The organism is Mycobacterium sp. GA-1841 (assembly GCF_001954135.1).
Classification (GTDB): domain Bacteria; phylum Actinomycetota; class Actinomycetes; order Mycobacteriales; family Mycobacteriaceae; genus Mycobacterium.
In genome coordinates this window covers 105,000-131,546 of sequence record NZ_MBEQ01000069.1, presented here as the reverse complement: position 1 = coordinate 131,546, position 26,547 = coordinate 105,000, and the positions used below count along the sequence as shown (strand labels likewise).

The window sequence follows — 26,547 nt, the reverse complement described above, 5'->3', positions numbered from 1 at the left end:
GTATAAGAGACAGGGTTCGAAACCGGGGCGGCGTCCTTGTATGGGTTCAGTAGCCGGAGGCTTCCGGACTGTTGTCGGCGTTCAGCAGTGCACGCGAACCTGACACCCCGAGGCGGGTGGCCCCCGCGGCGATCATGGCCCGGGCCTGCTCCAGCGTGCGTACCCCGCCGGAGGCCTTGACTGCGAGCCCGCTGTCGGCGACGGTGCGGTGCATCAGCTCGACAGCGTGCACGCTCGCTCCGCCGGACGGATGAAAGCCCGTCGAGGTCTTGACGAAGTCGGCGCCGGCGGCCGCGGCCGCGCGACATGCCCCGACGATCTCGTCGTCGGTGAGCGCGGCGGATTCGATGATCACCTTCAGCACCGTCGGCGCGGGCGCGGCGGCCCGCACCGCGGCGATATCGGCTTCGACGCGGTTGAACGCGCCTTCCTTGGCCGCACCGATATCGATGACCATGTCGATCTCGTCGGCCCCGTTGCGCACCGCCTCGGTGGCCTCGGCGGCCTTCACCGCCGAGCTGTGTTTTCCGCTCGGGAAACCACACACCACAGCAACTTTCAGGTCGGTGCCGGCGGGCACGTCGACCGGCAGCATCGACGGTGACACGCACACCGAATAGGTGCCCAGCGACACCGCTTCGGCGATCAGGGCTGCCACGTCGGCGGCAGTGGCCTCCGGCTTGAGCAGGGTGTGGTCGATCATCGCGGCGACCTCGGTCGGCGTCGGTGGCGTGGTCATCGGATTCGAATCCTTTCCGTTGTGGCGGTTTCAGGCGGTCTTGGTTTGGCGGTCGAGCACATAGTTCATGATCAGCGCTGCGATCAGGATGAGACCGGTCACGAGCATCTGGAAGAAGGAGCTCAACCCCAGCAGGTTGAACAGGTTACGCAACACCGAGAGCAGCAGCACCGCGATGAATGTGCCCAGCACGCCGCCCTTTCCGCCGAACAGACTTGTTCCACCCAACACCACCGCGGCGATGGCATCCAGCTCCAGGCCGTTGTGGGCGGTGGGTTGACCGATCGTCAGACGCGCGGTCAGCAGCACCCCGCTCAGCGCGGCCAGCCCGCCGGAGATCACATAGGCCGCGGTGGTGATGCGCTGCACCGGAAGGCCCGACAACCGGGCCGCTTTGGCGTTGCTGCCGACGGCGTAGATGTGTTCACCGAAAGTGGTGCGGCGCAGCACCAGACCGACGATGACGGTGGTGGCCACGAAGATCAATCCGACCACCGGAATCCCGGCCACCGTTCCCGCACCGAGGAACCGCAGCCCCACCGGAACCTCGGCGGTGGTCGGGGTGCCGTTGGTGGTCAGGAACGTCAGACCGCGGACGCTCTGCATTCCGGCCAGGGTCACCATGAACGCCGGTAGGGCCAGGTAGGCGCTCAGTCCGCCCATGATGCCGCCGAGCACCAGCCCGCTGCCGATGGCCAGCACCATGGCCACCGGCCAGGCGATGCCGAACCCGATCAGGATGGCCACCAGCATTCCCGACAGCGCTGCCACGCTTCCCACCGACAGGTCGATGCCGGCGGTGAGGATCACCACCGTCATACCGATCGCCACGATGCCGGTCAGGCTCGATTGTTGCAGCAGGTTCGCCAGGTTCTGCGAGGTGAGGAATTGCGGTGCGGTGACGGCGGCGACGACGAACAGCGCGATGAAGATGAACAGCAGGTTGAACCGCACGATGATGTTCTGCCGGCGGGTGCGCGTGGTGACGGCCCGACCTTCCGCGGCCGCTGGAGTGGGTTCCTGAAGGAGATCAGTCATTGTCGGTTCTTCCTGTGACGACGCAGCGGGCGATGTCCGCCGCCGATGATGTTCTCGGGTCGAAGGCGGCGACGTTCCGCCCCTCGTGCATGACCCAGACCAGGTCGCAGTTCTCGGTGAGTTCGCTCATCTCACTCGACGCCATCACCACTCCGACACCGGATTCGGCCAGCACCTGGACCTGTTCGAACAGGTCGGCCTTCGCGCCGATATCCAGGCCGCGGGTGGGCTCGTCGAGCAGCAGCAGATCGATTCCACGGGCCATCCACTTGGCCAGCACCACCTTCTGCTGATTGCCGCCGGAGAGCTGACCGACCGGCTGATCGACGCTGGCGAATTTGACTCCGAGTCGCTGCAACGGCGGCAGGCACAGTGCCCTGGCGGTCTTCAACGGGTTGATGCCGAACGGGGCCAGCGCCGCGATACCGGCGTTGCGCAGGATCGACTGTTCCAAGAACAGGCCCTGGCTCTTGCGATCCTCGGGGACCAGGCCGATCCCGGCCCGCACGGCGTCACGAGGGGACAGCCGGGTGATGCGGGCGCCGTCCATGGTCATGTCGAGGGTGGCGGTCCGGTCGCCGAAGAGCGTGGCCAACAAGGTGGAACGGCCCGCGCCGCCCAACCCGGCCAGACCGACGATCTCGCCACGCCGAACCCTGATGCCCGATACGTCGATCACTCCTGGGATGGCGGCCCGGCGCACCTCGAGCAACTCGGTGTTCACGCTGCCGGACCGGGCCGGGCGAGGCGCTTGGGCCTGCAGGCCACGGCCGATCATCGCTTCGACGAGTTCGGCTTTGGTCACCGTGGCGATGTCGAACACACCGACGGTGGCTCCGTCGCGCATGACGGTGGCGCGATCGCCGATCGCCTTGACCTCATCCAGCCGGTGCGAAATGTAGATCACCGACTTACCGGCGGCGGTGAGCTCACGGATCACCCGGAAGACCTCGGCCAGATCATGATCGGTGAGGGTGGCGCTGGGCTCGTCCATGACGACGATCCGGGCATCGGTGGTCAGCGCCTTCGCGATGGCGGTGAGCTGCTGGTCAGAGACCGACAGATTGGCGACCACATCCGACGGCGCGAAGCTGCCGCCGACGCGTGCGATCGCTGCTGCGGCCCGCCGATCGCGTTCCCGGCGGGCGATGAACGGCCCGCGCCCGGGTTCGTGTCCCAGGAACAGGTTCTGCGCCACGGTCATGTCGGGCACGAGATCGAGTTCCTGGTAGATCGTGTTGATGCCGGCCCGGACACCGTCGATGGGGGAGTCGAACGACACTGTTTCACCGTCGATGACGATCGTTCCCGAATCTGGTGTGTAGGAACCGGAAAGGATCTTCATCAGGGTGCTCTTACCGGCTCCGTTCTCACCGAGCAGACAGTGCACTTCACCCCGCGCCACCTCGAGGGTCGCGCCGGCGCAGGCCTTGGTGCCCGGAAAGGTCTTCACGATGTCGTGCATGCGCAGGGCGATCGGGCGCGCGGCATCGGTGGTCCGCTCCGGCAGTGTCGATTCCGTGCGGGGGCTAGGTGTCATGTCGTTGCTCCAATACGGCCTGGGCCGTTGGTTCATCGGTGATCAGAACGGAGCACAGCCCGCGGGTCAGAGCGCCGTTGACGACTGGGACCTTGTGAGTCCCCGCGGCCACCGCGATCGCGCACGGGGCTTTCCTGACGTCGTCGAGGCTGAGACCGACTGTGCGCCTGTCGATATCGGGAGCGGCCAGCTCACCGGATGCCGTGATGTAGTGGGCGAGAACGTCACCGCAGGCTCCGGCCGATTCGAGCAGGGTCAGTTCGCCGGGCGTGATCGCCCCGGACTCGACCAATACCGACGTCGCGCCAAGCGCGCCCAGCGAGAACAGCAGGGCGTCCGCCGTGCGGGCCCGGGTCAGGACGTCCTGCACGAAGCCCTCCGCATAGAGCGCGTCGCGTGTTTCGATCCGTTCGACGATGGCCGGCACCGGCAGCAGTGTGGCGCGGCCGTTGCCGCTGTGGGCGATGCTGGTCACAATGTTGGCGGCCTTGGTGGGGTGCACTGATCGGCTGACGCCGCCGTTGGCCTGGATGACCTCGATTCCGCTGGTCCATCCGGTGGGCAGCACCGCGGCGATCTGCTGCAGGGTATTGCCCCACGACACTCCCAGGGTCGTGATCCACGAGGCGTTCGCCCTCAGATACGTGGCAGCGGCGGTGGCGACGTGCGCGCCGGACTCATCGGGGGCGTCGGGCCCGGGCACCACCACGCACTCGCGCAAACCGAACCGGCCGCGCATCGCCACTTCCAGGTCGGCGCGCCGGGCCTGCGGGTGCACGATCTTGATCTGGACGAGCCCGACCGTGCGGGCCTCGTCGAGCAGCCGACCCACCTTCCACCGGGTCAGGTGTAATTCGGCGCCGATGTCTTCCTGGGTGCGGCCCTGCTCGTAATAGCACTGGGCGACATAGAGCAGCAGATCGGTGTGGCTGCGATCGGCAGTGGTACTCATCACCGCACCACCCGGAGCGGGCCGCCGCCGAGGGGAGGAGCATCACCGCTGGCGGTGTCGCACATGATCGGGCGCAGCGCGGCGGTCAACCGCTGGTAATCACCGAACGTCTGCTCGTAGACGGCCGTTTGTTTGGGGTCGGGTTCCAGCAGCCGAACTTTCGGGGCGAACAGTCGAGAACCCGCACCGAGGCTGGGCACGATCCCGGCGGCGGTCGCGGCGATCACCGCGCAGGCCCGGAGGGTGAGGTTCTCACCGATCACCAGTTCGGCGGGCCGGCCGAGCATGTCGATGGTGACCTGCTGCCACAACGAGTTTCGTTCGATGCCGCCGGAAAAGACCAAACGGGTACAGGGGACTCCGGACCGTTCGAACGAGTCGATGACGCTGCGGGTGCCGCAGGCCACCGCCTCCACCATGGCGCGGTACAGCTCCGCCTTGGTGGTGCCGAGGGTCAGGCCGATCACCGCGCCGCGCAGCCGGGCCTCGCGGTGCGGCGTGCGGTTACCCATGAAGTAGTCGAGCGCACGCAATCCGTGGGCGGCCGGGTCGACTGCGGTGGCCTGCTCGATCAACCCGGCCAGCTCGTCGCGGGGGACACCCATGATGGATTCACCGGTCCATTTGAGGACCGACCCGCTGGTCACCTGTCCGCCCTCGATGAGCCACTTGTTGTGGTTCAACGCATTCGGGTAGGGGCCCCACACTTCGTCGGAGCTGGTCGGCTGGTCCACCTCGGTGACGATGGCCGAGGACGTGCCGGACACGATGGACACCAACCCGTCCGTGGTCCCGCCGCAGGCCAGCAGGGACACGTGCGCGTCGATGCCGCCGACGGCGACGACCGCGGGGTTGGTGATACCGAGATCTGCCGCCGCACTGTCGGTGAGGGTGCCGGCGACGCCGCCGACCGAGACGATGTCGTCCGGCAACTTGGCGACGAGATCATCCATATCCAACGCGGCATACAGGTCTACCGGGAACCGTCCGGCGATTGCGTCGTAGTTGTACTTGCACACTGCGTTCATCTGCGACCCCACCCAGCGGCCCGTCAGCCGGAAGGTGAGGTAGTCGACGGCCTCGACGATGCGGGCCGCCGACCGGTAGTTCTCCGGGTCATGTTTCTTGAGCCACATGGCTTTCGGCAGCAACCATTCCGCGGCGTCGGAGCCGCCGGACCAGTCCAGGATGGGAAATCGCCGGCGCAGTTGTGCGGTGCGCTCGGATTCGGCAGCGCCGCGTGCGTCCATCCACAGGATCGCCGGACGTAGCGGCGTGCCGTCCGCATCGACGACCGCCTCGACCGTGGCGGTCGTCGACGCGGCGATCGAGATGACCTGGCCGGCCGCCCGGCATCCGTCGGTGTCGAGCAGTTGACGGGTCGCGGCGGTGACGGCGGCCCACCAGTCTCGCGGATCCTGCTCGGCCCAGCCCGGTCTGGGATGGTTGGTCGAGTAGGGCCGGTGAGCCGTGCCCAGCGGGGTGCCGTCCTCGGTGAAGGCGCCGATGCGGGCGCCTTCGGTGCCGAGGTCGATCGTCAGAAGGATTCCCATGTTCAATCCTTGTTCGGCAGGAACAGCACTTTTGACGAGAAGATCGAACGGTCGCCGAGCTGCTGCATCATCTCCGGTAGGGCCGACAAGGGCAGTTCGTGGGTGATCATGAACTCCCACTGGAGTTTTCCGTCGGCCATCATCTGGGCCGAGGTGCGCCACTCGTCGCCGGGGAACGGGGCCGAGAACGAGTTCCACGAGCCGTGCAGGCTGGTTTCCCGCCGCATGAACTGGTTGAAGGTGTCCTTCTCCAGGGTCACCGGTGCGTGGGGGATGCCGACGAAGACGGCATGTCCGTGTGGGCCGGTCAGGTTCGCGGCCATGTCGGCCGTCGCGGGTACGCCCGCAGACTCGAGCACGATGTCGAATCCGCGCCCGGCCAGCGCGCGGGCCTCCTCGACGTTCTGCACCGCGTGCGTGGCGCCGGCCTCACGGGCCATGGCCGCCTTCTCCTCGCTGAGGTCCACGGCCACGATCTGGCCGGCCCCGTGCAGCTTTGCCCATTGCACGGCGAACAACCCGATCGGGCCGGCGCCGATGACCAGTACGCGGTGCCCGGCCCGCAGGTCGGTCTTCCACAACCCGTGTAGGGCGATGGCGGCGGGGTCGAGCATCGCCGCGGCGCGGGGATCGATGCCGGCCGGTAGTTTCAGCAGGTTGCCGACCGGGCTGACCACGTACTGCGCATACGCGCCGTCGGACCGACTGCCGAAGTAGTCGTAGTTCTCGCACAGTCCGAACGCGCCCTTGGCGCAGAATTCGCAATCTCGGCAGGGGATGAGCGGGGGAACGGACACCAGTTCGCCGATGTCGAATCCTTCGACGCCGGAACCGAGTTCGGTCACCCAACCGGAGAACTCGTGCCCGCAGATGATCGGCATGACGTATCCGCCGTTGCGCAGCATCCTCGGAATGTCGGATCCACAGACGCCGCAGGCGGCGACTTTCAGCAGTACCTCACCGGGGCCGGGTTTGGGTACCGGCGCCGACTCGACCCGGATGTCGCCCGGCGCGTACATCACCGCCGCGGTCATGGTGTCGGGCCGGGTCGGCGATGCCGACATGGTGGCCGGGGCGGGGGCCTCGGTTGTCATCGAAGCTGTCTCCTCGTGTGTTGTGATGGCTGATGCGGACGCCGCTGGTGACTCCGCTTACTGGGTGCCGGCGAAAGTCGACGTACCCTCGAGTGAGGCCGCGTTGGTCTTGTTCACCAAACTTGTTCCGGCATCGACGAATTCCGGTACCGACTCACCGCGGGCAACCTTGACTGCGGTATCGATGGCCAGCTGACCTTCGGCAGTGGGGTCGTTGAGTGCCGTGGCGATGTACTGGTCGCCGTCGGCGATGGCGCGTACTGCCTCCATGAGGCCGTCCACGCCGAAAACCTTGACGTCGGCGCGGTGGTTCTCGGTGAGAACCTGTAGGGCGCCCAACGCCATGTCGTCGTTCTGTGCGTACACCGCCTTGAGATCAGGGTGGGCCTGCAGCAGATCCTGCATGGCGGTGACGGCCTTGGAGCGGGTGTAGTCGGCATACGGCCCGTCGACCACGGTGATGTTGGGTTGCGCGGACACCGCGGACTTGAATCCGTTGCCGCGGTCACGGGCCACCGCGCCGCCGGCGTCGCCCTGGATCTGGATGATCTTCCCGCCGGCCGCGCCCAGCGTGTCGACGGCTGCCTTACCGACCAGCTCGCCCATGGCTTTGTTGTCGCGGCCGACAAACGTCGCCGCGCCGTTGTCGACCGGCCGGTCCACGGTGACGACCGCGACGCCGGCAGCCTCGGCGGCCACGAGCGACGGCGTGACGCCCTTCGGATCCACGGGGTTGATGACGAGCACGTTCACCCCGCGGGTGATCAGGTCCTGGACGTCGTTGTTCTGTTTGGTGACATCGCCGTTGGCGTCGGCGTAGAAGAATTGATGCCCTTGGGATTCGGCCTGCGCCTTGGCCGCATCGGTGAGTCCGACGTAGAACGGGCTCTGCTGGGTCGCCTGAGAGAAGCCGATCTTCACGGGCCCGTCGGCTACCGTGTTGGTGCTTCCGGCCGCGTTGTCGCCGGGCACCGAGCAGCCGGTTGACGCGACCGCCAGTGCGGCGCCGAGCGCGATTCCGGAGAGGGCTTTTGCGAGTCTCACTGTTCCTCCTAGCTGTGCGCGGTCGTGGCCGGGGCCGCGCATGACGTCCATCACGTTAGGAACCGACATGTAACCGCGTCAACATATGCGCATAACTTTGCTCATATGAGCAGCACCGAGAACGGCGGACCGTATGAGCAGCGGTTTTCCGGCGTCCGCTCGGCGCCAGAGGTGCGGCTCACCGGCGGTCCGCCGATACTGGACCGCATGGCTGACTCCAGTGACGTCGCACTCGAACCGATCGGTTCGGTACACCGCACCCCGGTGGGCCGCGAGGCCACCGAGCCGATGCGCGAGGACATCCGGCTGCTCGGCGCCATCCTCGGCGACACCGTGCGAGAGCAGAACGGCGCAGAGGTGTTCGACCTGGTCGAGCGGGCCCGCGTGGAATCCTTTCGGGTCCGCCGGTCAGAGATCGACCGCTCCGAGCTGGCGGATCTGTTCTCCGACATCGACGTTCGCCAGGCCATCCCGGTGATCCGGGCCTTCACCCACTTCGCGCTGTTGGCCAATGTCGCCGAGGACATCCACCGTGAGCGCCGCCGGGCCGTGCACGAAGCGGCCGGCGAGCCGCCCCAGGACAGCAGCCTGGCCGCGACGTACCGCAAGCTCGACTCGGCCGACCTCGACGGGCAGGCGGTGGCAGCCGCCCTGAGCGGCGCCCTGGTCGCTCCGGTGATCACCGCTCATCCCACCGAAACCCGGCGCCGCACCGTGTTCGACACCCAGCACCGGGTCACCGAGTTGATGCGGCTGCGCCTGCACGGGCAGACCCAGACTGCCGACGGCCGCGACATCGAGATCGAGTTGCGCCGCCACATCCTCACGTTGTGGCAGACCGCGCTCGTACGGCTGTCCCGGCTCAAGATCTCCGACGAGATCGAAACCGGCCTGCGCTATTACCCGGCGGCGTTCTTCGACGTGATCCCTCAGGTCAACGCCGCGGTGCGGACGGCGTTGCAGGTCCGCTGGCCCGATGCGCACCTGCTGGAGCAGCCGATCCTGAGACCGGGAAGCTGGATCGGCGGTGACCGCGATGGCAATCCGAACGTCGACTCGGGCGTCGTGCGGCTGGCCACGGGACGGGCCGCTCATGTGGCTTTTGCGCACTACTTCACCGAGATCACCGCGCTGGAAGAAGAACTCTCGATGTCGGGTCGGCTGGTCGCGGTGACTGACGGCCTGATGGCGCTGGCCGATTCCTGCCATGAGCCCGCCCGGGCCGACGAGCCCTACCGGCGGGCCCTGCGGGTGATCCATGCCCGGCTGACGGCCACCGGTCGAGCGATCCTCGACGAGCAACCCGAACATGAACTGGACCTGGGGCTGGACGCCTACGGTAACCCGGAGGAGTTCCTGGCCGACCTCGACGCCGTCGACGCGTCACTGCGCACCAGCGGCAGTGCGATCCTGGCCGACGACCGGCTGGCCAGGCTGCGAGAAGCAGTGCGGGTCTTCGGGTTCCATCTGTGCGGCCTGGACATGCGGCAGAACTCCGAGGTGCACGAGCAGGTGGTCGCCGAGCTGTTGGCCTGGGCCGGCGTCCATCCCGATTACGCCTCGCTGTCCGAATCGCGGCGGGTGGAACTTCTCGCCGGAGAGATCGCCACCCGCCGTCCATTGATCGGTGCGGGTGCCGAGCTGTCCGAGCTGGCCCGCAAGGAACTCGACATCGTCGGCGCGGCCGCCCGGGCGGTCAACGTGTTCGGGGCCCAAGCGGTGCCGAACTACATCATCTCGATGTGTCAGTCGGTGTCCGACCTGCTCGAGGCCGCGGTGCTCCTGAAAGAGGCCGGCTTGCTCGATGTTTCGGGCGCCGCCCACGGCGGGCAAGTCTTCGCACCCGTGGGCATCGTGCCGCTCTTCGAGACCATCGACGATCTGCAGCGGGGCGCGTCGATCCTGGAATGCGCCTTGGAGCTGCCCGTGTACCGCAGCATCGTCAACGCGCGTGCTCAGCATCAGGAGGTGATGCTGGGGTACTCGGACTCCAACAAAGACGGTGGTTATCTCGCGGCGAACTGGGCGCTGTACCGGGCCGAGCTGGATCTCGTCGAGACTGCGCGCAAGACGGGGATCAGGTTGCGTCTCTTTCACGGTCGCGGCGGCACCGTCGGCCGCGGCGGCGGGCCGAGCTACGACGCGATCCTGGCCCAGCCACCCGGGGCGGTGCAGGGATCGTTGCGGATCACCGAACAGGGTGAGGTGATCGCCGCGAAGTACGCCGAGCCGCGGATCGCCCACCGCAACCTGGAGACGCTGGTGGCCGCGACGCTGGAGTCCACCCTGCTCGACGTCGAGGGGCTGGGCGACGACCCCGAGCCCGCCTACCGGGTGCTCGACGAGCTGGCGGCTCGCGGCCAGCGCGCATACGCCGAATTGGTCCACGAGACACCGGGATTCGTCGAGTACTTCCAGGCGTCGACCCCGGTCAGCGAGATCGGCGCGCTCAACATCGGCAGCCGCCCGAGCTCTCGTAAGCCGACTACGTCGATCGCCGATCTGCGGGCCATCCCCTGGGTCCTGGCCTGGAGCCAGTCCCGGGTGATGCTGCCGGGTTGGTACGGCACCGGCACCGCGTTCGAGCAGTGGATCGACGGCGACGCGTCACGTCTGGCGGTCTTACAAGACCTCTACGCGCGGTGGCCGTTCTTCCGCACGGTGCTCTCCAACATGGCGCAGGTGATGGCGAAGTCGGATCTGGGTCTGGCGGCCCGGTATTCGGAACTGGTGGATGACGAAGAACTGCGCAGCAGGGTGTTCGACAAGATCGTGGCCGAACACGGCCGCACGATCGCGATGTACAAACTCATCACCGGTCAGGACGATCTGTTGGCCGACAACCCGGCCCTGGCGCGTTCGGTGTTCAACCGGTTTCCCTATCTCGAACCGCTCAATCATCTGCAGGTCGAGTTGCTCCGTAGATACCGCGCGGGGGACGCCGACGAGTTGGTACAGCGCGGAATCCTGCTCACCATGAGCGGATTGGCCACCGCACTGCGGAACAGCGGCTGAGTCGCGTCATCTCGGCGAGGAATTACAGGTGGGCGCTCGCCCGAATCCGGCTGACCATTCCGCGGACCGCGTTCTCCGTCGCAGCCAGCGGCGACATCACCGCCTCGCCGATCCCGACGATGGCCTCCACGCGGTCGACGATGGATTCCAGCCGGTCGACCACACCGATCAGCCGAGGCGCGAGCTCGTCGATCCGGGTGATGGTGTCGTTGAACCGGTCGAGCGTGGCGTCCAGTCCTCCGGTCGACTTGTTGAGATCGACCAGGGTGGTGCTGAGGTCGCTGAGCAGGGTGTCGACCTGCTCCACTGTCATGTCAGCGTTGAGCGCGGCCTGCGTCAGTGTCCGAATCCGCTGCCGTCCCGAAGCCGGGCGGGCCCGGCCGTCGCCTTTGTCTGCCATGCCACACAGTATGGCGTACGGGTGATCGCAGGGAACCAAACGAGGACGAATCACGTCTGAATAACTGTGCGGCAATTCTGCGAACCACCGACCCGATCGGCCGTTACGGCTGACCGGGTCCTTCCCGATCAACTGGTCGCCGACTACCTGGCCGGCTACGCCGAGGCCTTGGCCGACGCCGGCGAGTGCCGGGCCGGTAACGACGAGTGACGGTCGGCTCAGAGTTTGCTTGCGGCAGCGTCGTCGAGTAACCACACGGTGCGCTCGCGACCGATCGCACCGGCCGCCGGGATGTCGGTCGGTTCGGCACCGCCCAGAGCGCCGGCCACCGCGTCGGCCTTGCCTTCCCCAGAGACCACGAGCCAGACCTCTCGCGAATTCTGAACCGCGGGCAGCGTCAACGTGATTCGCCGCGGCGGCGGTTTGGGGGAGTCCGACACCCCCACCACCAGGCGCTGAGTTTCGCGCACCGCGGGAGTATCCGGGAACAGCGAGTTGATGTGTCCTTCTGGGCCCATCCCGAGCAGGTGCACGTCGAACTCGGGGCCCGGCGCGTCGAAATTGGCCTCGAGCACCTGTGCATAGCCGGTCGCAGCCGCGTCGAGGTCGTCACCGAATTCGCCGTCGCTGGCGGCCATGGCATGCACGTTCACGTCGGGGATCCCGACGTGGTCCAACAGCGCCTCACGAGCTTGCTTGTCGTTGCGTTCGTCGTCGTCCTGCGGCACGAACCGCTCGTCACCCCAGTAGACGTGGACCTTCGTCCAGTCGATCTCGTCACCGCGCTCCCGGACGCGCTTGAGCAGGCCGATGCCGGTACCCCCGCCGGTGAGCACGACGGTGGCCTGATGTCGCTCGGCGATCGCCGATTTGATGGCGGCGACCAACCGGTCGCCCGCGGCGGCCACCAGGGTGTCGGAGTCGGCATGACGTTCGATCACTGTGCTCATATGTATTGGACCTTGTCGATTCCCTTGAGTGCGTCGTAATAGATCTCATCGGCGTCGAGGCGGCGCAGGTCCTCGGCCAGGCATTCCTTGGCCTCGCGGCGAGCCAAGGGCACCAACGCATCCGGCTTGCCGGTACGGCTCAACACCGCGGTCACGCCGGTCTGCGGGCGAGCCAACGTCACGGTTTCGCTGGGCCGGGTGAGCTCGACCTTCAATTCACCGACGGCGCGGGTCACCGGTCCGTCGATCCGGCCGGCCAACCAGCCGGCCAGAATATCGAGCGCCGGTTCGTCTTTGAGCCCGGAGACCAGCGCGGAGGTGATGGGCTCGTGCGGGGGTTGGTCGATCGCCGCGGCGAGCAACGCCCGCCAGTAGGTCACGCGACTCCACGCCAGGTCGGTGTCACCGTCCGTATAGCCGTTGAGCCTGCTCTTGATGCAGGCCAACGGATCGGCACCGTTGGTGGCGTCGGTGATCCGGCGAACCGCCAACTTGCCCAACGGATCCTGTGCTGGGACCGCGGGTGCGAGATCGGGCCACCAGGTCACCACCGGGGTATCGGGAAGCAGGAACGGCGTCACCACACTGCTGGCATGGTTGGCCAGCGGACCCGACAGGTGCAGCACCACGACCTCGTTGGCCCCGGCATCGCGGCCCACCCGCAACTGCGCATCCAACCGGGCCTCGGTGGTCAATCGGTCTCCGGGGATGACCACGATCACGCGGCATGGGTGCTCACGGCTGGCCGCATTGGCCGCGTCGATCGACTCCTCGAGCATCGACTCGGAATCGGTGGAAATGACCAGCGTCAGCACCCGACCGAGGGTGATCGCGCCACCCTCTTCCCGCATGGCGACGATCTTCTTGTTGATCGCGCCGGTGTTCGTGTCGGGCAGATCGACGATCATGGCTCGCCTCCTTCGCGGATCACGGCCGCCTCCATTCCCGGCCCGACCGGCGCAACATCTCGAACGCCGAATCAGGTCCCCATGTTCCGGCCTCGTAGGGGTCGGGCTTACCGTGCGTGGCCCAGTACTCCAGCGCGGGATCGAGGATCTTCCAAGACAATTCGACCTCGGCGTTGACCGGGAACAGCGACGGTTCGCCCAGCAACACGTCGAGGATCAGACGTTCGTAGGCTTCCGGTGACTCCTCGGCGAAGGCCGAACCATAGGAAAAGTCCATGCTGACATCGCGGACCTCCATGATGTGGCCGGGAACCTTGGACCCGAACCGCAACGTGATGCCCTCGTCGGGTTGTACCCGGATCACCAGCGCGTTCTGGCCGAGTTCATCGGTCATCGTGGCGTCGAACGGCAGGTGCGGCGCCCGTTTGAACAGCAGCGCGATCTCGGTGACCCTGCGCCCCAAGCGTTTTCCGGTACGCAGATAGAACGGCACACCGGCCCAGCGGCGGGTGTCCACGTCCAGCGTGATCGCGGCGAACGTCTCGGTTGTCGACGTCTTCGAAAAACCCTCCTCGTCAAGCAGTCCGACGACCTTCTCGCCGCCCTGCCAGCCCGCCACGTACTGCCCTCGGGAGGTGGTCTCGTCCAGCGGCTCGGCGAGCCGGGTGGCCGAGAGCACCTTGATCTTCTCCGCTTGGAGTTCGGCGGGGGAGAAGCTCACCGGTTCTTCCATCGCCGTCAGCGCCAGCAGTTGCAGCAGGTGGTTCTGGATGACGTCGCGGGCCGCACCCACACCGTCGTAATAGCCAGCGCGGCCGCCGAGCCCGATGTCCTCGGCCATCGTGATCTGCACACTGTCGACGTAGTGCGAGTTCAACACCGGTTCGAACAGCTCGTTGGCGAAGCGCAGCGCCAGGATGTTCTGGACGGTCTCCTTGCCCAGGTAGTGATCGATGCGGAACACCGATGACTCCGGGAAGACGCTGTTGACCACTGCGTTGAGTTCTTCTGCGCTCTGGAGGTCGTGACCGAACGGCTTCTCGATGACCACCCGGCTCCAACTGCCTTCGGGCTTGTCGGCCAGACCCGACTTCGACAGTTGCTCGCAGACCTGAGGGAACGACTTCGGCGGGATCGACAGGTAAAACGCGTGATTGCCGCTCGTGCCGCGCTCCACATCGAGTTTGTTCAGGGTCTCTTTCAGCCGCTCGAATGAGGCGTCGTCGTCAAAAGTGCCCTGTACGAACCGGAAGCCCTCGGCCAATCGGTCCCAGACTTCCTGGCGGAACGGCGTGCGGGCGTGCTGCTTGACCGCGTCGTACACGATCTTGCCGAAATCCTGGTCCTGCCAGTCGCGCCGGGCGAAGCCCACCAGCGCAAAACTCGGCGGCAGCAGCCCTCGGTTGGCCAGGTCGTAGATCGCCGGCATCAGCTTCTTACGGGCCAGATCACCGGTGACCCCGAAGATCACCACCGCGCACGGCCCCGCGATGCGGGGCATGCGTTTGTCCCGCTTGTCCCGCAGCGGGTTATGCCACGTGGTGCCCGTGTCGGCGACCGTCATCGTGCGGCGGCGTCGAGTTGGCCCTGGGTCGCGTCGAGCAGTTCCTGCCACGACTTCTCGAACTTCTCGACACCTTCGTCTTCGAGCACCTTGAACACGTCGGTCAGGTCGATGCCGACCGCGCTCAGCTTGTCGAAGATCTCCTGCGACGCCGCTGCGGTGCCACTGATGGTGTCCCCGGTGGTCTCGCCGTGATCGGCGAACGCCTCCAGCGTCTTCTCCGGCATGGTGTTCACCGTGTCGGCGGCCACCAACTCGGTGACGTACAGGGTGTCCGGATAGTCCGGATTCTTCACTCCGGTGGAGGCCCACAGCACACGCTGCACCCGGGCACCGTCGCCCTTGAGTGCGGCGAAGCGCTCGCTGCCGAAGACCTCCTCGTAGGCGGCGTACGCCAGCCGGGAGTTGGCCACTCCGGCCTTGCCGCGCAGCGCCTGCGCCTCCTGACTGCCGATCTTGTCCAGACGGTTGTCGATCTCGGTGTCCACGCGGGAAACGAAGAACGAGGCGACCGAGTGGATCTTGGACAGATCGTGGCCGGCCTCCTTGGCCTTCTCCAACCCGGCGAGGTACGCGTCCATGACCGCGCGGTGGCGTTCTACGGAGAAGATCAGCGTCACGTTGACCGAGATGCCCTCGGTGATCACCGCGGTGATCGCCGGCAGGCCCGCCAGCGTGGCCGGGATCTTGATCAGCAGGTTGGGCCGGTCGACGATCTTCCACAGCTCGATGGCCTGCAGGATCGTCTTGTCCGTGTCGTGTGCCAGCCGCGGGTCGACCTCGATGGAGACCCGTCCGTCGACACCGTCGGACGCCTCGTAGGTCTTGGCCAGGACGTCACAGGCGTTGCGGACGTCGTCGGTGGTGACGGTGCGGATCGTGGCGTCGACGTCGGCGCCACGATCGGCCAGTTCTTTGACCTGCGCGTCATACGCGGTGCCCTTGCTCAGCGCGGCCTGGAAGATCGACGGGTTGGTGGTGACCCCCACCACGCTGCGGGTGTTGATCAGGTCTGTGAGGTTCCCGGACTGCAGCCGCTCGCGCGACAGGTCGTCGAGCCAGACGGATACGCCCGCGGCGCTCAGCGCCGCGAGATTCGGGTTCTGAGTCATGTTCGCCTTCTCCTGTTCGTCTGTCAGTTGTCCAGAGATCGTTCCGCCGCGGCGGCCACAGCCTCGGCGGTGAAACCGAACTCACGGAACAGCGTCTTGTCGTCGGCGGAGGCACCGTAATGCTCGATCGAGACGATCTCGCCGGTGTCTCCGACCAGCTTGTACCAACTCTGCGCCACGCCGGCCTCGACCGCCACCCGGGCCGAAACCGCCGGCGGCAGCACCGAATCGCGGTACTCCTTGGGCTGCGATTCGAACCACTCGACACACGGCATCGACACCACGCTGGCGTTGATGTCCTTGTCTGCCAACAGCTTCTGCGCTGCAACGGCGAGCTGCAGCTCCGAGCCGGTGGCGATGATCACCACGTCTGGGTTGTCCTCGGGGGTGCCGCCCAGGACATAGCCGCCGCGGGCGACACCGTCGGCGTCGGTGCCTTCCAGGACCGGAACGCCCTGGCGGGTCAAGATGAAGCCGACCGGTCCGCTGCCGTTGCCGCGGGCGATGATGCTGCGCCAGGCGTACGCGGTCTCGTTCGGATCGCCGGGACGGACCACGGCCAGCTGGGGGATCGCCCGCAGGGCGGCCAGGTGCTCGATCGGCTGGTGGGTCGGTCCGTCCTCACCGAGGCCGATCGAATCGTGGGTCCAGATGTAGATGGTGTCGATGTCCATCAACGAGGCGAGCCGGACCGCTGGCCGCATGTAGTCGGAGAACTGCAGGAAGGTGCCGCCGAACGCGCGGGTGGGGCCGTGCAGCACGATGCCGGACAGGATCGAACCCATCGCGTGCTCGCGGATGCCGAAGTGCAGCACCCGGCCGTACCAGTCCGCGGAGAAGTCGTCGGTCGAGATCGACGGCGGTCCGAACGACTTGACGCCCTTGATCGTGGTGTTGTTGCTACCGGCGAGATCGGCTGAGCCGCCCCACAATTCGGGCAATTTCGGTGCGACGTCGTTGAGCACCTGACCGAAGGCGGCGCGGGTGGCCACCGCCTTGCTGCCCGGCTCCCAGTGGGTCAGGTCAGCATCCCAGCCCTCGGGCAGTTCCTGGGCCAGCAGCCGGTCGAGAAGTTTCTTGCGTTCGGATTCGCGCTTGGCCCAGGCGTCGAAATCGACCTGCCACTCGTCGTGGGCCCGCTTGCCGCGGCCGACCAGTTCCCGGGTGTGGGTGATGACGTCGTCATCGACCTCGAACGTCTTGTCCGGGTCGAAGCCCAGCACCTTCTTGGTGGCCGCCACCTCGTCGGCGCCCAGGGCCGAGCCGTGCACGCCGCCGGTGTTCATCTTGGTCGGTGCGGGGTAGCCGATGATCGTGCGGACGGAGATGAACGACGGCTTGTCGGTGACCTTCTTGGCCTCGGCGATGGCCGCTTCGATCCCGACGACGTTCTCGCCGCCCTCGATCTCCTGGACATGCCAGCCGTAGGCGCGGTAGCGGTCGGCGACGTTCTCGCTCAACGCAATGTCGGTGTCGTGCTCGATTGAGATGTGGTTCTTGTCGTAGAAGACGATCAGGTTGCCGAGTTGCTGGGTACCGGCGAGCGACGACGCCTCGCTGGTGACGCCCTCCTCGATGTCGCCGTCGGAGGCGATCACGTAGATGTAGTGGTCGAACGGGCTGGTGCCGGGCTCGGCGTCCGGGTCGAACAGGCCACGCTCGTAGCGAGCGGCCATCGCCATGCCGACCGCAGAGGCCAGGCCCTGGCCCAACGGCCCGGTGGTGATCTCGACACCCTTGGTGTGGCGGAACTCCGGATGGCCGGGGGTCTTGGAACCCCAGGTGCGCAGTGCCTCGATGTCAGACAGCTCCAGGCCGAATCCGCCGAGGTACAGCTGGATGTAGAGCGTGAGGCTGGAATGCCCGCAGGACAGCACGAACCGGTCGCGCCCCAGCCAGTGGGTGTCGCTCGGGTCATGACGCAACTGCCGCTGGAACAGGGTGTAGGCCAGCGGTGCCAAACTCATCGCCGTGCCGGGGTGGCCGTTGCCCACCTTCTGCACCGCATCAGCCGCCAGCACCCGGGCGGTGTCGACCGCACGGCTGTCGAGGTCGGTCCAATCGTCGGGATGGTTGGGCTGGGTGAGAGCGGTGATCTCTTCGGCGGTGGTCACTAAGCTCACTTCCTCGTCGTCAAACTGCTGATACGTGCGCGCAGTTGCCATGCTGCTACCTCAAACACCCTAGTGGGGTGGACTCATCCGATGCAGACTGGTTCGCACACCGATACCCGGTCGTTTACCCCGTCGCCGTCCCGAACAGACCCTGCGATTCTGAGGATTTCGGGCGGCGGTCTACCATCGTCTGTAGTAGAAGCCGCGTGACGCCACCCGAGGAGTTATTTGCGTGAGCATTCGCGAGCGCCGGCTCATCAATGGGGCGCCGAGCCGAATACGGTCCACCTTCCTGTCGTATTTGGCGTTGACCAAGCCGCGTGTGATCGAGTTGTTGCTGGTCACCACGATCCCGGCGATGCTGCTGGCCGACCGCGGCACGATTGACCCGCTGCTGATCCTCAACACCCTCATCGGTGGCGGGCTCGCGGCAGCCGGCGCCAACACCTTGAACTGTGTGGCCGACGCCGACATCGACAAGGTGATGAAGCGGACCGCTCGCCGCCCGCTGGCCCAGGCCTCCGTGCCCACCCGGCACGCGCTGATCTTCGGTCTGGTGCTGTCGGTGGTCTCGTTCTGCTGGCTGTGGTGGACCTCGAACCTGCTGTCCGGGTTGCTGGCGGTGGCCACCATCGCGTTCTACGTCTTCATCTACACGTTGATACTCAAGCGCCGCACGTCACAGAACGTGGTCTGGGGCGGGGCGGCCGGATGCATGCCGGTGATGATCGGCTGGTCGGCGGTGACCGGCACGATCCAGTGGCCGGCGTTGGTGATGTTCTTGATCATCTTCTTCTGGACACCGCCGCACACCTGGGCCCTGGCGATGCGGTACAAGGACGACTACAAGGCGGCCGGGGTGCCGATGCTGCCCGCGGTGGCCACCGAGCGCGAGGTCACCCGGCAGATCCTGATCTACACCTGGGTGACAGTGCTGACCACGCTGGTGCTGGCCCTGGCCACCGGCTGGCTCTACGGCGCGGTTGCGCTGTTGGCCGGCGCCTGGTTCCTGATCATGGCCCACCAGCTGTACTCCGGGGTCAAGCGCGGGGAACCCGTCAAGCCGCTGCGGTTGTTCCTGCAGTCGAACAACTACCTCGCGGTGGTGTTCTGCGCGCTGGCCATCGACTCGGCGCTGGCGTTGCCGACGATCTTCGGTAACTGAGCTCGCCAAATGCCGCGCCGGCACGTGCGGTGTGGCAGCGTTGTGTCGATGACCGGTTTGGTGAGCCCCGACAACTTCGCCCGCGCTGAATCCGACCTGTATTTCGCCGGCGCGGTTGCCGACGGCGGATTCGGCCAGTTCTTCCACATCCGCGAGCTGACCCCGATCGACCATCAGCTCGTGATCCGGCAGAACCGCGACACGCTCTATTCGGCAGCGGTGTTCGATCTCGATGCCGGCCCGGTCACCGTCGTGCTGCCCGACAGCGCGGGCCGGTTCATGTCGCTACAGGTGATCAGCGAGGACCACTACACCACCAACGTCGCCTACGCGCCGGCCGAGGTGACGTTCAGTCGTGACTCGGTGGACACGCGATATGCGATCGTCGCGGTGCGCACCCTGGTCAATCCCGCCGACGCCGCCGATCTGGCCGCGGTCCACGCGCTGCAGGACGCGATCGTCATCTCACAGGACGATCCGGGATTCTTCGAGGTTCCGCAGTGGGACCCGGTCAGTCAGAAGACCGTTCGTGACGCGCTCGTCACGTTGTCCACGACCCTGACCGACACCAAAGCCATGTTCGGCGCGAAATACGAGGTGGACCCGGTGCGCCACCTGATCGGCTCGGCGTTCGCCTGGGGCGGCAATCCGGAACGCGACGCGCTGTACCTCACGGTGGTGCCACCCCGAAACGACGGCGCCACAGTGCACCGAACGACCGTGAACGATGTTCCGGTGGACGGGTTCTGGTCGGTGACGGTGTACAACCAGGACGGCTATTTCACCCCGAACCCGCAGAACGCCTATTCGGTGAACAATGTCACCGCCGTCAAAGACCCCGACGGTGCCATCACGATCCAGTTCGGCGGTAGTGGCGCGGGCAATGTGCTACCGGTGACCGCGGGCTGGAACTACCTCGTGCGGTTGTACCGGCCGAGGACCGAGATCCTCGACGGCTCCTGGACATTCCCCGAGGCGCGGCCGGTCTAGGGCACCAGCACGATCGAGCCGACGGTCTTGCGGCCCTGCAGGTCGGTGTGGGCTTGGGTGGCCTCGGCCAGCGGGTAACGCCCACCGACGGTGATGGTGATCGAGCCGTCGGCGATCGCATTGATCAGTTCGCCTGCCCGCCAGCAGAATTCATCAGGGGTACGAGTGTGGTGAGCCAGTGTCGGGCGGGTCAGGAACACCGAGCCCGACGAGTTGAGCCGTTGTGGGTCGACGGGCGGCACCGGGCCGCTGGCGGCGCCGAACAGGGCCAGGGTGCCGCGGACGGCCAAGCTGGCCAGGCTCGCGTCGAAGGTGGAGGCACCGACGCCGTCGTAGACCGCGGCCACCCCCAGACCTCCGGTGAGGTCACGAATCTTGGCGCCGAACTCGTCGGGGTCCTCAGGGTATTCGAGAACTTCGACGGCACCGGCCTGGCGGGACAGTTCGGCCTTCTCCGGCGTCGAGGCGGTGGTGATCACCCGGGTGCCGATGCTGGTGGCCCACTGGGTCAGGATCAGGCCGACCCCGCCGGCGCCGGCGTGCACCAGAATCGTGTCGTTCGGCTGCACGGCGTACGTGGACTTGATCAGGTAGTGCGCGGTCATGCCCTTCAGCAGCGCCGAGGCGATCGCGTCGGGCGCCACACCTTCGGGTACATAGGCAGCGAAATCGGCTGGGGCGACGCAGAAGTCCGCGTAGGCGCCGGTCGCGTTCGCCGTGACCACACGATCGCCGACGGCCAATGCGGCCACGTCGTCGCCGATCGCCGCCACAGTGCCGCAGACCTCGGACCCGACGACGAACGGGAGCTCCCGCGGATACTGTCCGGATCGGAAATAGGTGTCGATGAAGTTGACGCCGATCGCCTCGGCCTTGATCAGTATCTCGCCCGGGCCGGGGGAGGGCTCGGGCCGCTCGACGTAGCTCAGGACTTCGGGTCCGCCGGTCTCGGCAACTTCGATGGCATACACGCCATCCATCATCCACACCTATCATCGCGGAGGTGAAGCTCGCCCGTCCGGATGTGTTCCATCCCCGCATCGTGTTGGCCGGCTGCCCAGCCCTTCCGGAGGGCGACGGCGACGACGCCGGCCTGATCGCGGCGCTGCGTCACCGCGGGCTCCACGCGCGCTGGTTGCCCTGGGACGATCCAGCCACGCTGGAAGCAGACGTGGTGATCTTGCGCGCCACGTGGGATTACACCGAACGTCTCGACGAATTCCTGGCGTGGACCCGGTCGGTACGGCACCTGATCAACCCGCTGCGGATCGTGGAATGGAACACCGACAAGCGTTACCTCGGCGACCTACAGCGCCTGGGCGTTCCCGTGGTGGCCACCGAATACTTCGCGGTCGACGATCCGGTCAGGATTCGCGACGGCGAGACCGCGCTGGTCTTCTTGGCCGGCGAGCAATCCCACGCGTTCACAAAGGCACCGATCCTGCCGCCGCCCGGCCAGCCTCCCGAGTTCGAGGAGACCGGCACCTACGCGCACGAGGCGTTGTCACCGGCCGAACCCGACGACGAGGTCTGGGAGGTCGGTCGTCGGACACTGAAAGCGGTGATGCGGTCGTTCGATCTGGAACCCGCGGATCTGGTGTATGCCCGGGTCGACGTGATCGGCGGCCCGGCAGACCCCCGCCTGCTGGAGTTGGAGTTGGTGGAGCCGTCGCTGGGATTCCGTCAGCTCGGTCAGCGTGAGCGCGAGCATGCGGAGCGGCAGTTCGCCGTGGGCGTCGAAGGGGCGTTGGAGCGCTTGGGGCTGGGCCCCTTGTCGCACCGGGCGTTCTAGTCCGCTGCCTTCAGGCCCGACGCCGAAGTGACCCGCTCACGCATCGACGCCCACAGTGCGGCGGTGGCCGCGGTACAGGCGGCCGCGCCGGCGACATGCACTGCGACCAGCGCGGCCGGCACCCCGGTGTAGAACTGCACGATCCCGACGAGGCCTTGCGCGCACACCAGCACCAACAGGACGGCGAGCCGGACCAGGACCGGGCGGGGGGCGCGCACCGCGGCCAGGGCGAAGCCCAGCGCGACGATCAGCGACAGGTAGGCGACCAGGAGTGACGAGTGCATGTGGACCAGCGTGGTGATCTCGACCTGTAGCCGCGGGACCACGCGCTCGAGGCTCTTGTCCCCGGCATGCGGGCCGGCGCCGGTGACCAGGGTGCCCGTCACCAGCACGGCCGCCAGGATCACCGCGCTCAGAACCGTCAACTGGCGCAGCGGTTTCGGCGCTGTCGCTGTGGGCGCACCCTGATCGGGCTGGCCGATCTTGACGAACAGCAGAACGGCGAGCCACACCATCGCCATCGAGGCGAGCAGGTGGATGGCCACGGTCCACCACAACAGACCGGTGCGCACCGTGATGCCGCCGATGATCGCCTGGACCACGGTCGAGGCCGGCATCAGCCAGGCGTAGATCAGCACCTCACGGCGCCGGCGGGCGCGGGTGACCGCCAGCACGGCGGCGATCGCGGTCAGGACGACGAGGAACGTGATCATCCGGTTTCCGAATTCGACCACCTGATGCACGACGGCGACCTCGGCGTGCGGGACCGGGGTGAAGCTGCCGGGGAAGCATTGCGGCCAGGTCGGGCACCCGAGGCCGGATGCGGTGACCCGGACGATCGCCCCGGTGACCGAGATACCGCCTTGGGTGAGGATCACCAGGAATGCGATCACCCGCTGAGCCCGAAGGCTCGGCATGGGCAGCAGGTCGACCAGTCGCTGGAACGCTCTTCCGACGGGCACGGCCTGATCGTAGTTGATCAGGAACTACAGCCCGTAGTAGGGGCGGTGCTGGATCAGGTGAACCGGAACCACCGCAATGCGGCCACCGCGGCCACCGCGCCCCAGACGGCCAACACGGCCAGCCCGAACCAGTCCACCGATACCGTCATCGCCTGGGTCAGGGCTTCGGTGAGGGCACCGGACGGGGTCAGTCGGGCGGCCCACCGCAGGGCCGACGGCACCGGCCCACCGTCGAGGGTCAACGCGCCGAGGCCGGCGAAAACGAACCACAACAGGTTCGCCAACGCCAGCACGATCTCGGCTTTGAGCGTGCCGCCGAGCAGCAGCCCCAATGCGGCAAATGTGGCGGTGCCCAGCGCGATCACCACCGCACCCAGCGCCAACCCCAGCGGCGAAGGCCGCCACCCCAGCGCAAAACCGATGGCACCCAACAGGATTGCCTGCAAGAACACCACGGTCACCACGGCCAGCGATTTGCCGACGATGATTCCCCAGACCGGGAGCGCCGTCGCGCCGAGCCGTTTGAGCGCGCCATATCGACGATCGAAGGCCACCGCGATGGCCTGCCCGGTGAAGGCGGTGGAGATCAGGGCGAGCGCCATGATGGCCGGCGTGAACGTGGCGGCGCGGTGATCGCCGAATGATCCCAGCGGCAACAGCGTCATCCCGACCAGCAGCGTGATCGGGATGAACATCGTCAGCAGAAGCTGTTCGCCGTTGCGCAGCAACAGTTTCAGCTCCAGCCCGAACTGGGCGGCCAGCATCGCCGGCACCTTCGCCGGGCGCGGGTCCGGGGAAAAGGTTCCTGGGACGAATCGGTTCGGCGTGCTCGTCATGACCGCAGCTCCCGTCCGGTGAGGTCGAGGAAAACGTCTTCGAGGCTGCGCTGCTCCACCCGCATGCCAGTGGCCAACACGTTGAGCCGCGCGCACCACGCTGTCACCGTCGCCAGCACCTGTGGGTCGATCTGCCCCTCCACCAGGTACTCCCCGGGAGCCGTCTCGGCGGCCTTGTAACCCTCCGGCAGGGCGGCGGTCAACAGGGACAGGTCGAGCTTGCGTGGCGCACTGAACCGCAACTGGTTCTCCGCGCCACTGTGGGTCAATTCGGCCGGCGTACCGGTGGCGACCGCCACCCCGTGATCGATGATCACGATCCGGTCGGCCAGTTCCTCGGCCTCGGCGAGGTGATGGGTGGTCAGCACGACGGTGACACCGTCACGGCGCAGCGCATCGATCAACTCCCACACCACAATTCGGGCGTGAGCGTCCATTCCGGCGGTGGGTTCGTCGAGGAAGACCAGCTCGGGCCGGCCGACGACGGCGCAGGCCAGGGCCAGGCGCTGCTGCTGGCCGCCGGACAGCCGGCGGTAGGTGGTGCGGGCCGATTCGGTGAGTCCGAGCGTCTCCATCAGCCAGGCCGGGTCGAGGGGATCGGCGGCGTAGGAGGCCACCAGCTTGAGCATTTCGCCGGCGCGAGCCGCGGGATAGCCACCGCCGCCCTGCAACATCACCCCGATCCGTTCGCGGACCCGGGCGTTCTCGGCGACAGGATCCAGACCGAGAATCTCGACCCGGCCGTCGTCCGGGCGGATGAATCCTTCACACATTTCGACCGTGGTGGTCTTCCCGGCGCCATTGGGACCCAGCAACGCCAGCACTTCGGCGCGTTGCACCTCGAGGTCCAGGTTCGACACCGCTGTGGTGGAACCGTAGCGCTTGCTGACGCCGCGGAGCAGCACTGGTGGAGCCGACGAGCGCTTGCGCGAGGAGCCGCCGGCTGCCGACGAGCGCTTGCGCGAGGAGCCGCCGGCTTCGGAACGCGAGGTCACGGGGATTCAGCGTAGGCGTCGGGAGACTGCGCGGGTGTCGGCGGTGGGCTTGTGTCCCTCTGGCGTGACGCGCGCCACGGCAATCGACGCCAGGTCAGCCCGATGAGGATCAGCACGATCATGGTGCTGGCCAGGGTGGCCATCACGATCTGGAACAAGGTGAACCGGTCGCCGTTGGCCGTCGGGCCGAAGATGCCGACGACCAGGGTGATCGCGATCGTCGAACCGCGGAACCCGGGCCGGGTCGCCCAGGCGGCCAGCGGGATCACCGCCCACAGCAGGTACCACGGTTGCACCACCGGCGCCAACAGGATGGTGCCGCCCAAGGCGACGCCGAGGCCGCCGACGGGATGTAGCCGGCCGCGCAGCACGGCGACGAGCAGCCAGCTGACCAGGATCGCGATCATGAAGACGCCGATCCCACGGGTCAGGCCCAGGACCGCGGTGGTGTGGTCACCCAGCCCCAGCAGGATCCCGACCTGGCCGGTGCCCAGGGCCAGCAACGTCGGCGGGGACATCCAGCTGCGGACCACATTGGCCGTGCCCAGGGTGGACAACCAGCCGAAGCCCAACCCGCTGGCCCAGCCGATCAGCGCCATCACCACCAGCGAGATGGCGCCCAGCGGGACGCTCGCGGCGAAGAACGCCTTGACGGTGCCGCCGAGACGCCAGGCCAGCGCCATCGCGACGAAACCGAGCGCCAGCAGCGACGGCAGTTTCACCTGGGAGGACAACGTGATCAGCACGGCGCCGACGGTCAGCATCGCGGCCGGGTACCAGCGCTGCCAGTCCTCGCGGGCGTGGGGCCAGGCCAGCGGCCGGGGGATGATCGCCGCGGCAGCATCGATGCCGCGGAGCGCAAACTCGGTGCCGGCCAGCATCAACCCGAGCATCAGGGCCTCGTTGTGGATTCCGGCCACCAGATGCATGAACAACAGGGGATTGCAGGCACCGAGCCACAGCGCACTGACCTCGGCGACGCCGCAGCGGCGGGCCAGTCGCGGGGTGGCCCACACGATGAGCCCGACGCCGAGCAACACCACGATCCGGTGGCAGAGCACCGCCGCGACGATGTTCTCCCCGGTCAACGCGGAGATGCTCTCGCCGATCCACAGGAACAGCGGTCCGTACGGTGCCGGGGTCTCACGCCACAGACTGGGCACCGAGAGGGTGAAGACGTGGTCGAGGCCCAGGCCGGTGGCCGGGCCGACCTGGTACGGGTTGAGCCCGATGTACCCGATCTCGCTCTGTGCCAGGTAGGAGTAAACGTCCTTGCTGTACATCGGCGGCGCGATGAGAAGCGGGATGGCCCACAGCAACAGCGTCCGGTCGAGCTGGCTGCGGGACATGCGTCGCGGGCCGAGCGCGAATCGGCCGAGCATCAGCCAGGCCAACGCCATCATCACCGCGCCGGTGGTGGTCATGGTCAGCGATACGGTCTGGATACGCGACGGCAGGTTGAGCAACCGCACCCCGAATGTCGGGTCCTGGACGACCGGACGAGCACCGGCGCCGAGGGCGCCGATCGCCATCAGCACGGTTCCGGTGGCCCCGAACAGCCGGGTTCGGCGCTGCGCGACGACCTCGGCGGGGTTGAGTGGGGACCCGACTGTCCGTTCGTCGCCGTGCCACCGGGCGATCGAGGAGCTGAAGGACGACAGGCGGCTTGCCATCAGGGCAGCGTAACCGTCGATCGACGCGCTCCACGCCGGGCAAGGGTGGCCCCGGTCACGTAAGGGTGCCCTTGCTAGAACCGGCGGAGGAATTCCGTCACAATGGTGTTG

The 26,547-nt window shown here is 67.0% G+C and carries 23 protein-coding genes; 5 read left to right on the top strand and 18 right to left on the bottom strand.

The window, feature by feature from the left end; translation table 11 throughout:
• Positions 1-46: 46 nt before the first annotated feature.
• Genes deoC through A5740_RS16495 form a run of 7 tightly spaced genes read right to left on the bottom strand, consistent with a single transcriptional unit; the run spans position 47 to position 7,960 of the window.
• Positions 47-739, bottom strand: a complete 693-nt coding sequence (deoC, locus tag A5740_RS16525) for a deoxyribose-phosphate aldolase (protein ID WP_076195587.1) — start codon at positions 737-739, stop codon at positions 47-49.
• Positions 740-769: 30 nt separating this feature from the next.
• A complete protein-coding gene (locus tag A5740_RS16520; RefSeq protein ID WP_076195585.1) occupies positions 770-1,777 on the bottom strand; it encodes an ABC transporter permease in 1,008 nt (335 codons plus the stop codon).
• Positions 1,770-3,317, bottom strand: a complete 1,548-nt coding sequence (locus A5740_RS16515) for a sugar ABC transporter ATP-binding protein (RefSeq protein WP_076195583.1) — start codon at positions 3,315-3,317, stop codon at positions 1,770-1,772. Before A5740_RS16515 ends, A5740_RS16520 begins: the two co-directional genes overlap by 8 nt.
• The gene (locus tag A5740_RS16510) at positions 3,307-4,269 is read right to left on the bottom strand and encodes a sugar-binding transcriptional regulator (RefSeq protein ID WP_076195581.1); all 963 of its coding nucleotides are present in this window, start codon (positions 4,267-4,269) and stop codon (positions 3,307-3,309) included. The genes A5740_RS16515 and A5740_RS16510 overlap by 11 nt, the downstream gene beginning before the upstream one ends.
• Positions 4,269-5,822, bottom strand: coding sequence for a ribulokinase (locus A5740_RS16505; protein WP_076195579.1), 1,554 nt, complete (start codon positions 5,820-5,822; stop codon positions 4,269-4,271). Before A5740_RS16505 ends, A5740_RS16510 begins: the two co-directional genes overlap by 1 nt.
• 2 nt (positions 5,823-5,824) lie before the next feature.
• Positions 5,825-6,916, bottom strand: a complete 1,092-nt coding sequence (locus A5740_RS16500; protein ID WP_076195577.1) for a galactitol-1-phosphate 5-dehydrogenase — start codon at positions 6,914-6,916, stop codon at positions 5,825-5,827.
• 57 nt (positions 6,917-6,973) lie between these two features.
• Positions 6,974-7,960 carry a substrate-binding domain-containing protein gene (locus A5740_RS16495; RefSeq protein ID WP_076195613.1) on the bottom strand — a complete coding sequence of 329 codons (987 nt, stop codon included), beginning with the start codon at positions 7,958-7,960 and terminating at the stop codon, positions 6,974-6,976.
• 207 nt (positions 7,961-8,167) lie between these two features.
• On the opposite strand from A5740_RS16495, the gene ppc reads away from it, so the two are divergent.
• Positions 8,168-10,975 (top strand): phosphoenolpyruvate carboxylase, encoded by a 2,808-nt coding sequence (ppc, locus tag A5740_RS16490; RefSeq protein ID WP_076195611.1) that lies wholly within the window; start codon positions 8,168-8,170, stop codon positions 10,973-10,975.
• Between the two features lie 22 nt (positions 10,976-10,997).
• On the opposite strand, the gene A5740_RS16485 is transcribed toward ppc, so the two are convergent.
• Positions 10,998-11,375, bottom strand: coding sequence for an ATPase (locus A5740_RS16485; protein ID WP_076195575.1), 378 nt, complete (start codon positions 11,373-11,375; stop codon positions 10,998-11,000).
• A 66-nt stretch (positions 11,376-11,441) separates the two neighbouring features.
• On the opposite strand from A5740_RS16485, the gene A5740_RS28750 reads away from it, so the two are divergent.
• Positions 11,442-11,585 carry a hypothetical protein gene (locus tag A5740_RS28750; protein ID WP_175616269.1) on the top strand — a complete coding sequence of 48 codons (144 nt, stop codon included), beginning with the start codon at positions 11,442-11,444 and terminating at the stop codon, positions 11,583-11,585.
• 8 nt (positions 11,586-11,593) lie between these two features.
• Here the strand turns inward: A5740_RS28750 and pgl are convergent, their stop codons facing one another.
• The 5 genes from pgl to tkt are packed head-to-tail and all read right to left on the bottom strand — an operon-like array spanning position 11,594 to position 18,023.
• Complete coding sequence (gene pgl / locus A5740_RS16480) at positions 11,594-12,325, bottom strand: 6-phosphogluconolactonase (protein WP_076195573.1); 732 nt, start codon at positions 12,323-12,325, stop codon at positions 11,594-11,596.
• Entirely contained in the window at positions 12,322-13,233 is a 912-nt protein-coding gene (gene opcA, locus A5740_RS16475; RefSeq protein ID WP_076195571.1) for a glucose-6-phosphate dehydrogenase assembly protein OpcA, read from the bottom strand. The genes pgl and opcA overlap by 4 nt, the downstream gene beginning before the upstream one ends.
• Before the next feature lie 19 nt (positions 13,234-13,252).
• Positions 13,253-14,797 carry a glucose-6-phosphate dehydrogenase gene (gene zwf / locus A5740_RS16470; RefSeq protein ID WP_076195569.1) on the bottom strand — a complete coding sequence of 515 codons (1,545 nt, stop codon included), beginning with the start codon at positions 14,795-14,797 and terminating at the stop codon, positions 13,253-13,255.
• Positions 14,794-15,909, bottom strand: coding sequence for a transaldolase (gene tal, locus A5740_RS16465; RefSeq protein ID WP_076195567.1), 1,116 nt, complete (start codon positions 15,907-15,909; stop codon positions 14,794-14,796). The genes zwf and tal overlap by 4 nt, the downstream gene beginning before the upstream one ends.
• A gap of 23 nt (positions 15,910-15,932) precedes the next feature.
• Positions 15,933-18,023 (bottom strand): transketolase, encoded by a 2,091-nt coding sequence (gene tkt, locus A5740_RS16460; protein WP_076195565.1) that lies wholly within the window; start codon positions 18,021-18,023, stop codon positions 15,933-15,935.
• A gap of 232 nt (positions 18,024-18,255) precedes the next feature.
• Here tkt and A5740_RS16455 point away from each other — a divergent pair, with 232 nt between their 5' ends.
• Both A5740_RS16455 and A5740_RS16450 read left to right on the top strand, forming a co-directional pair.
• Positions 18,256-19,188, top strand: coding sequence for a heme o synthase (locus A5740_RS16455; RefSeq protein ID WP_076195563.1), 933 nt, complete (start codon positions 18,256-18,258; stop codon positions 19,186-19,188).
• A gap of 60 nt (positions 19,189-19,248) precedes the next feature.
• A complete protein-coding gene (locus A5740_RS16450; protein WP_175616272.1) occupies positions 19,249-20,178 on the top strand; it encodes a DUF1254 domain-containing protein in 930 nt (309 codons plus the stop codon).
• Here the strand turns inward: A5740_RS16450 and A5740_RS16445 are convergent.
• Positions 20,175-21,149: a quinone oxidoreductase gene (locus A5740_RS16445; protein WP_076195606.1), complete on the bottom strand. Its 975-nt coding sequence runs from the start codon at positions 21,147-21,149 to the stop codon at positions 20,175-20,177. The genes A5740_RS16450 and A5740_RS16445 overlap by 4 nt on opposite strands.
• Before the next feature lie 32 nt (positions 21,150-21,181).
• Here A5740_RS16445 and A5740_RS16440 point away from each other — a divergent pair, with 32 nt between their 5' ends.
• A complete protein-coding gene (locus A5740_RS16440) occupies positions 21,182-21,970 on the top strand; it encodes a hypothetical protein (RefSeq protein ID WP_076195561.1) in 789 nt (262 codons plus the stop codon).
• Here A5740_RS16440 and A5740_RS16435 read toward each other — a convergent pair.
• The 4 genes from A5740_RS16435 to mptB all read right to left on the bottom strand — a co-directional run bounded on the left by A5740_RS16435 (position 21,967) and on the right by mptB (position 26,436).
• Positions 21,967-22,887: a heme A synthase gene (locus A5740_RS16435; protein WP_175616271.1), complete on the bottom strand. Its 921-nt coding sequence runs from the start codon at positions 22,885-22,887 to the stop codon at positions 21,967-21,969. The two genes, A5740_RS16440 and A5740_RS16435, sit on opposite strands and share 4 nt — an antisense overlap.
• A 98-nt stretch (positions 22,888-22,985) precedes the next feature.
• Positions 22,986-23,768, bottom strand: a complete 783-nt coding sequence (locus A5740_RS16430; RefSeq protein ID WP_076195556.1) for an ABC transporter permease — start codon at positions 23,766-23,768, stop codon at positions 22,986-22,988.
• Positions 23,765-24,673 (bottom strand): ABC transporter ATP-binding protein, encoded by a 909-nt coding sequence (locus tag A5740_RS16425; protein WP_076195605.1) that lies wholly within the window; start codon positions 24,671-24,673, stop codon positions 23,765-23,767. Before A5740_RS16425 ends, A5740_RS16430 begins: the two co-directional genes overlap by 4 nt.
• Before the next feature lie 86 nt (positions 24,674-24,759).
• Complete coding sequence (mptB, locus tag A5740_RS16420; RefSeq protein WP_076195554.1) at positions 24,760-26,436, bottom strand: polyprenol phosphomannose-dependent alpha 1,6 mannosyltransferase MptB; 1,677 nt, start codon at positions 26,434-26,436, stop codon at positions 24,760-24,762.
• Between the last annotated feature and the right edge of the window lie 111 nt (positions 26,437-26,547).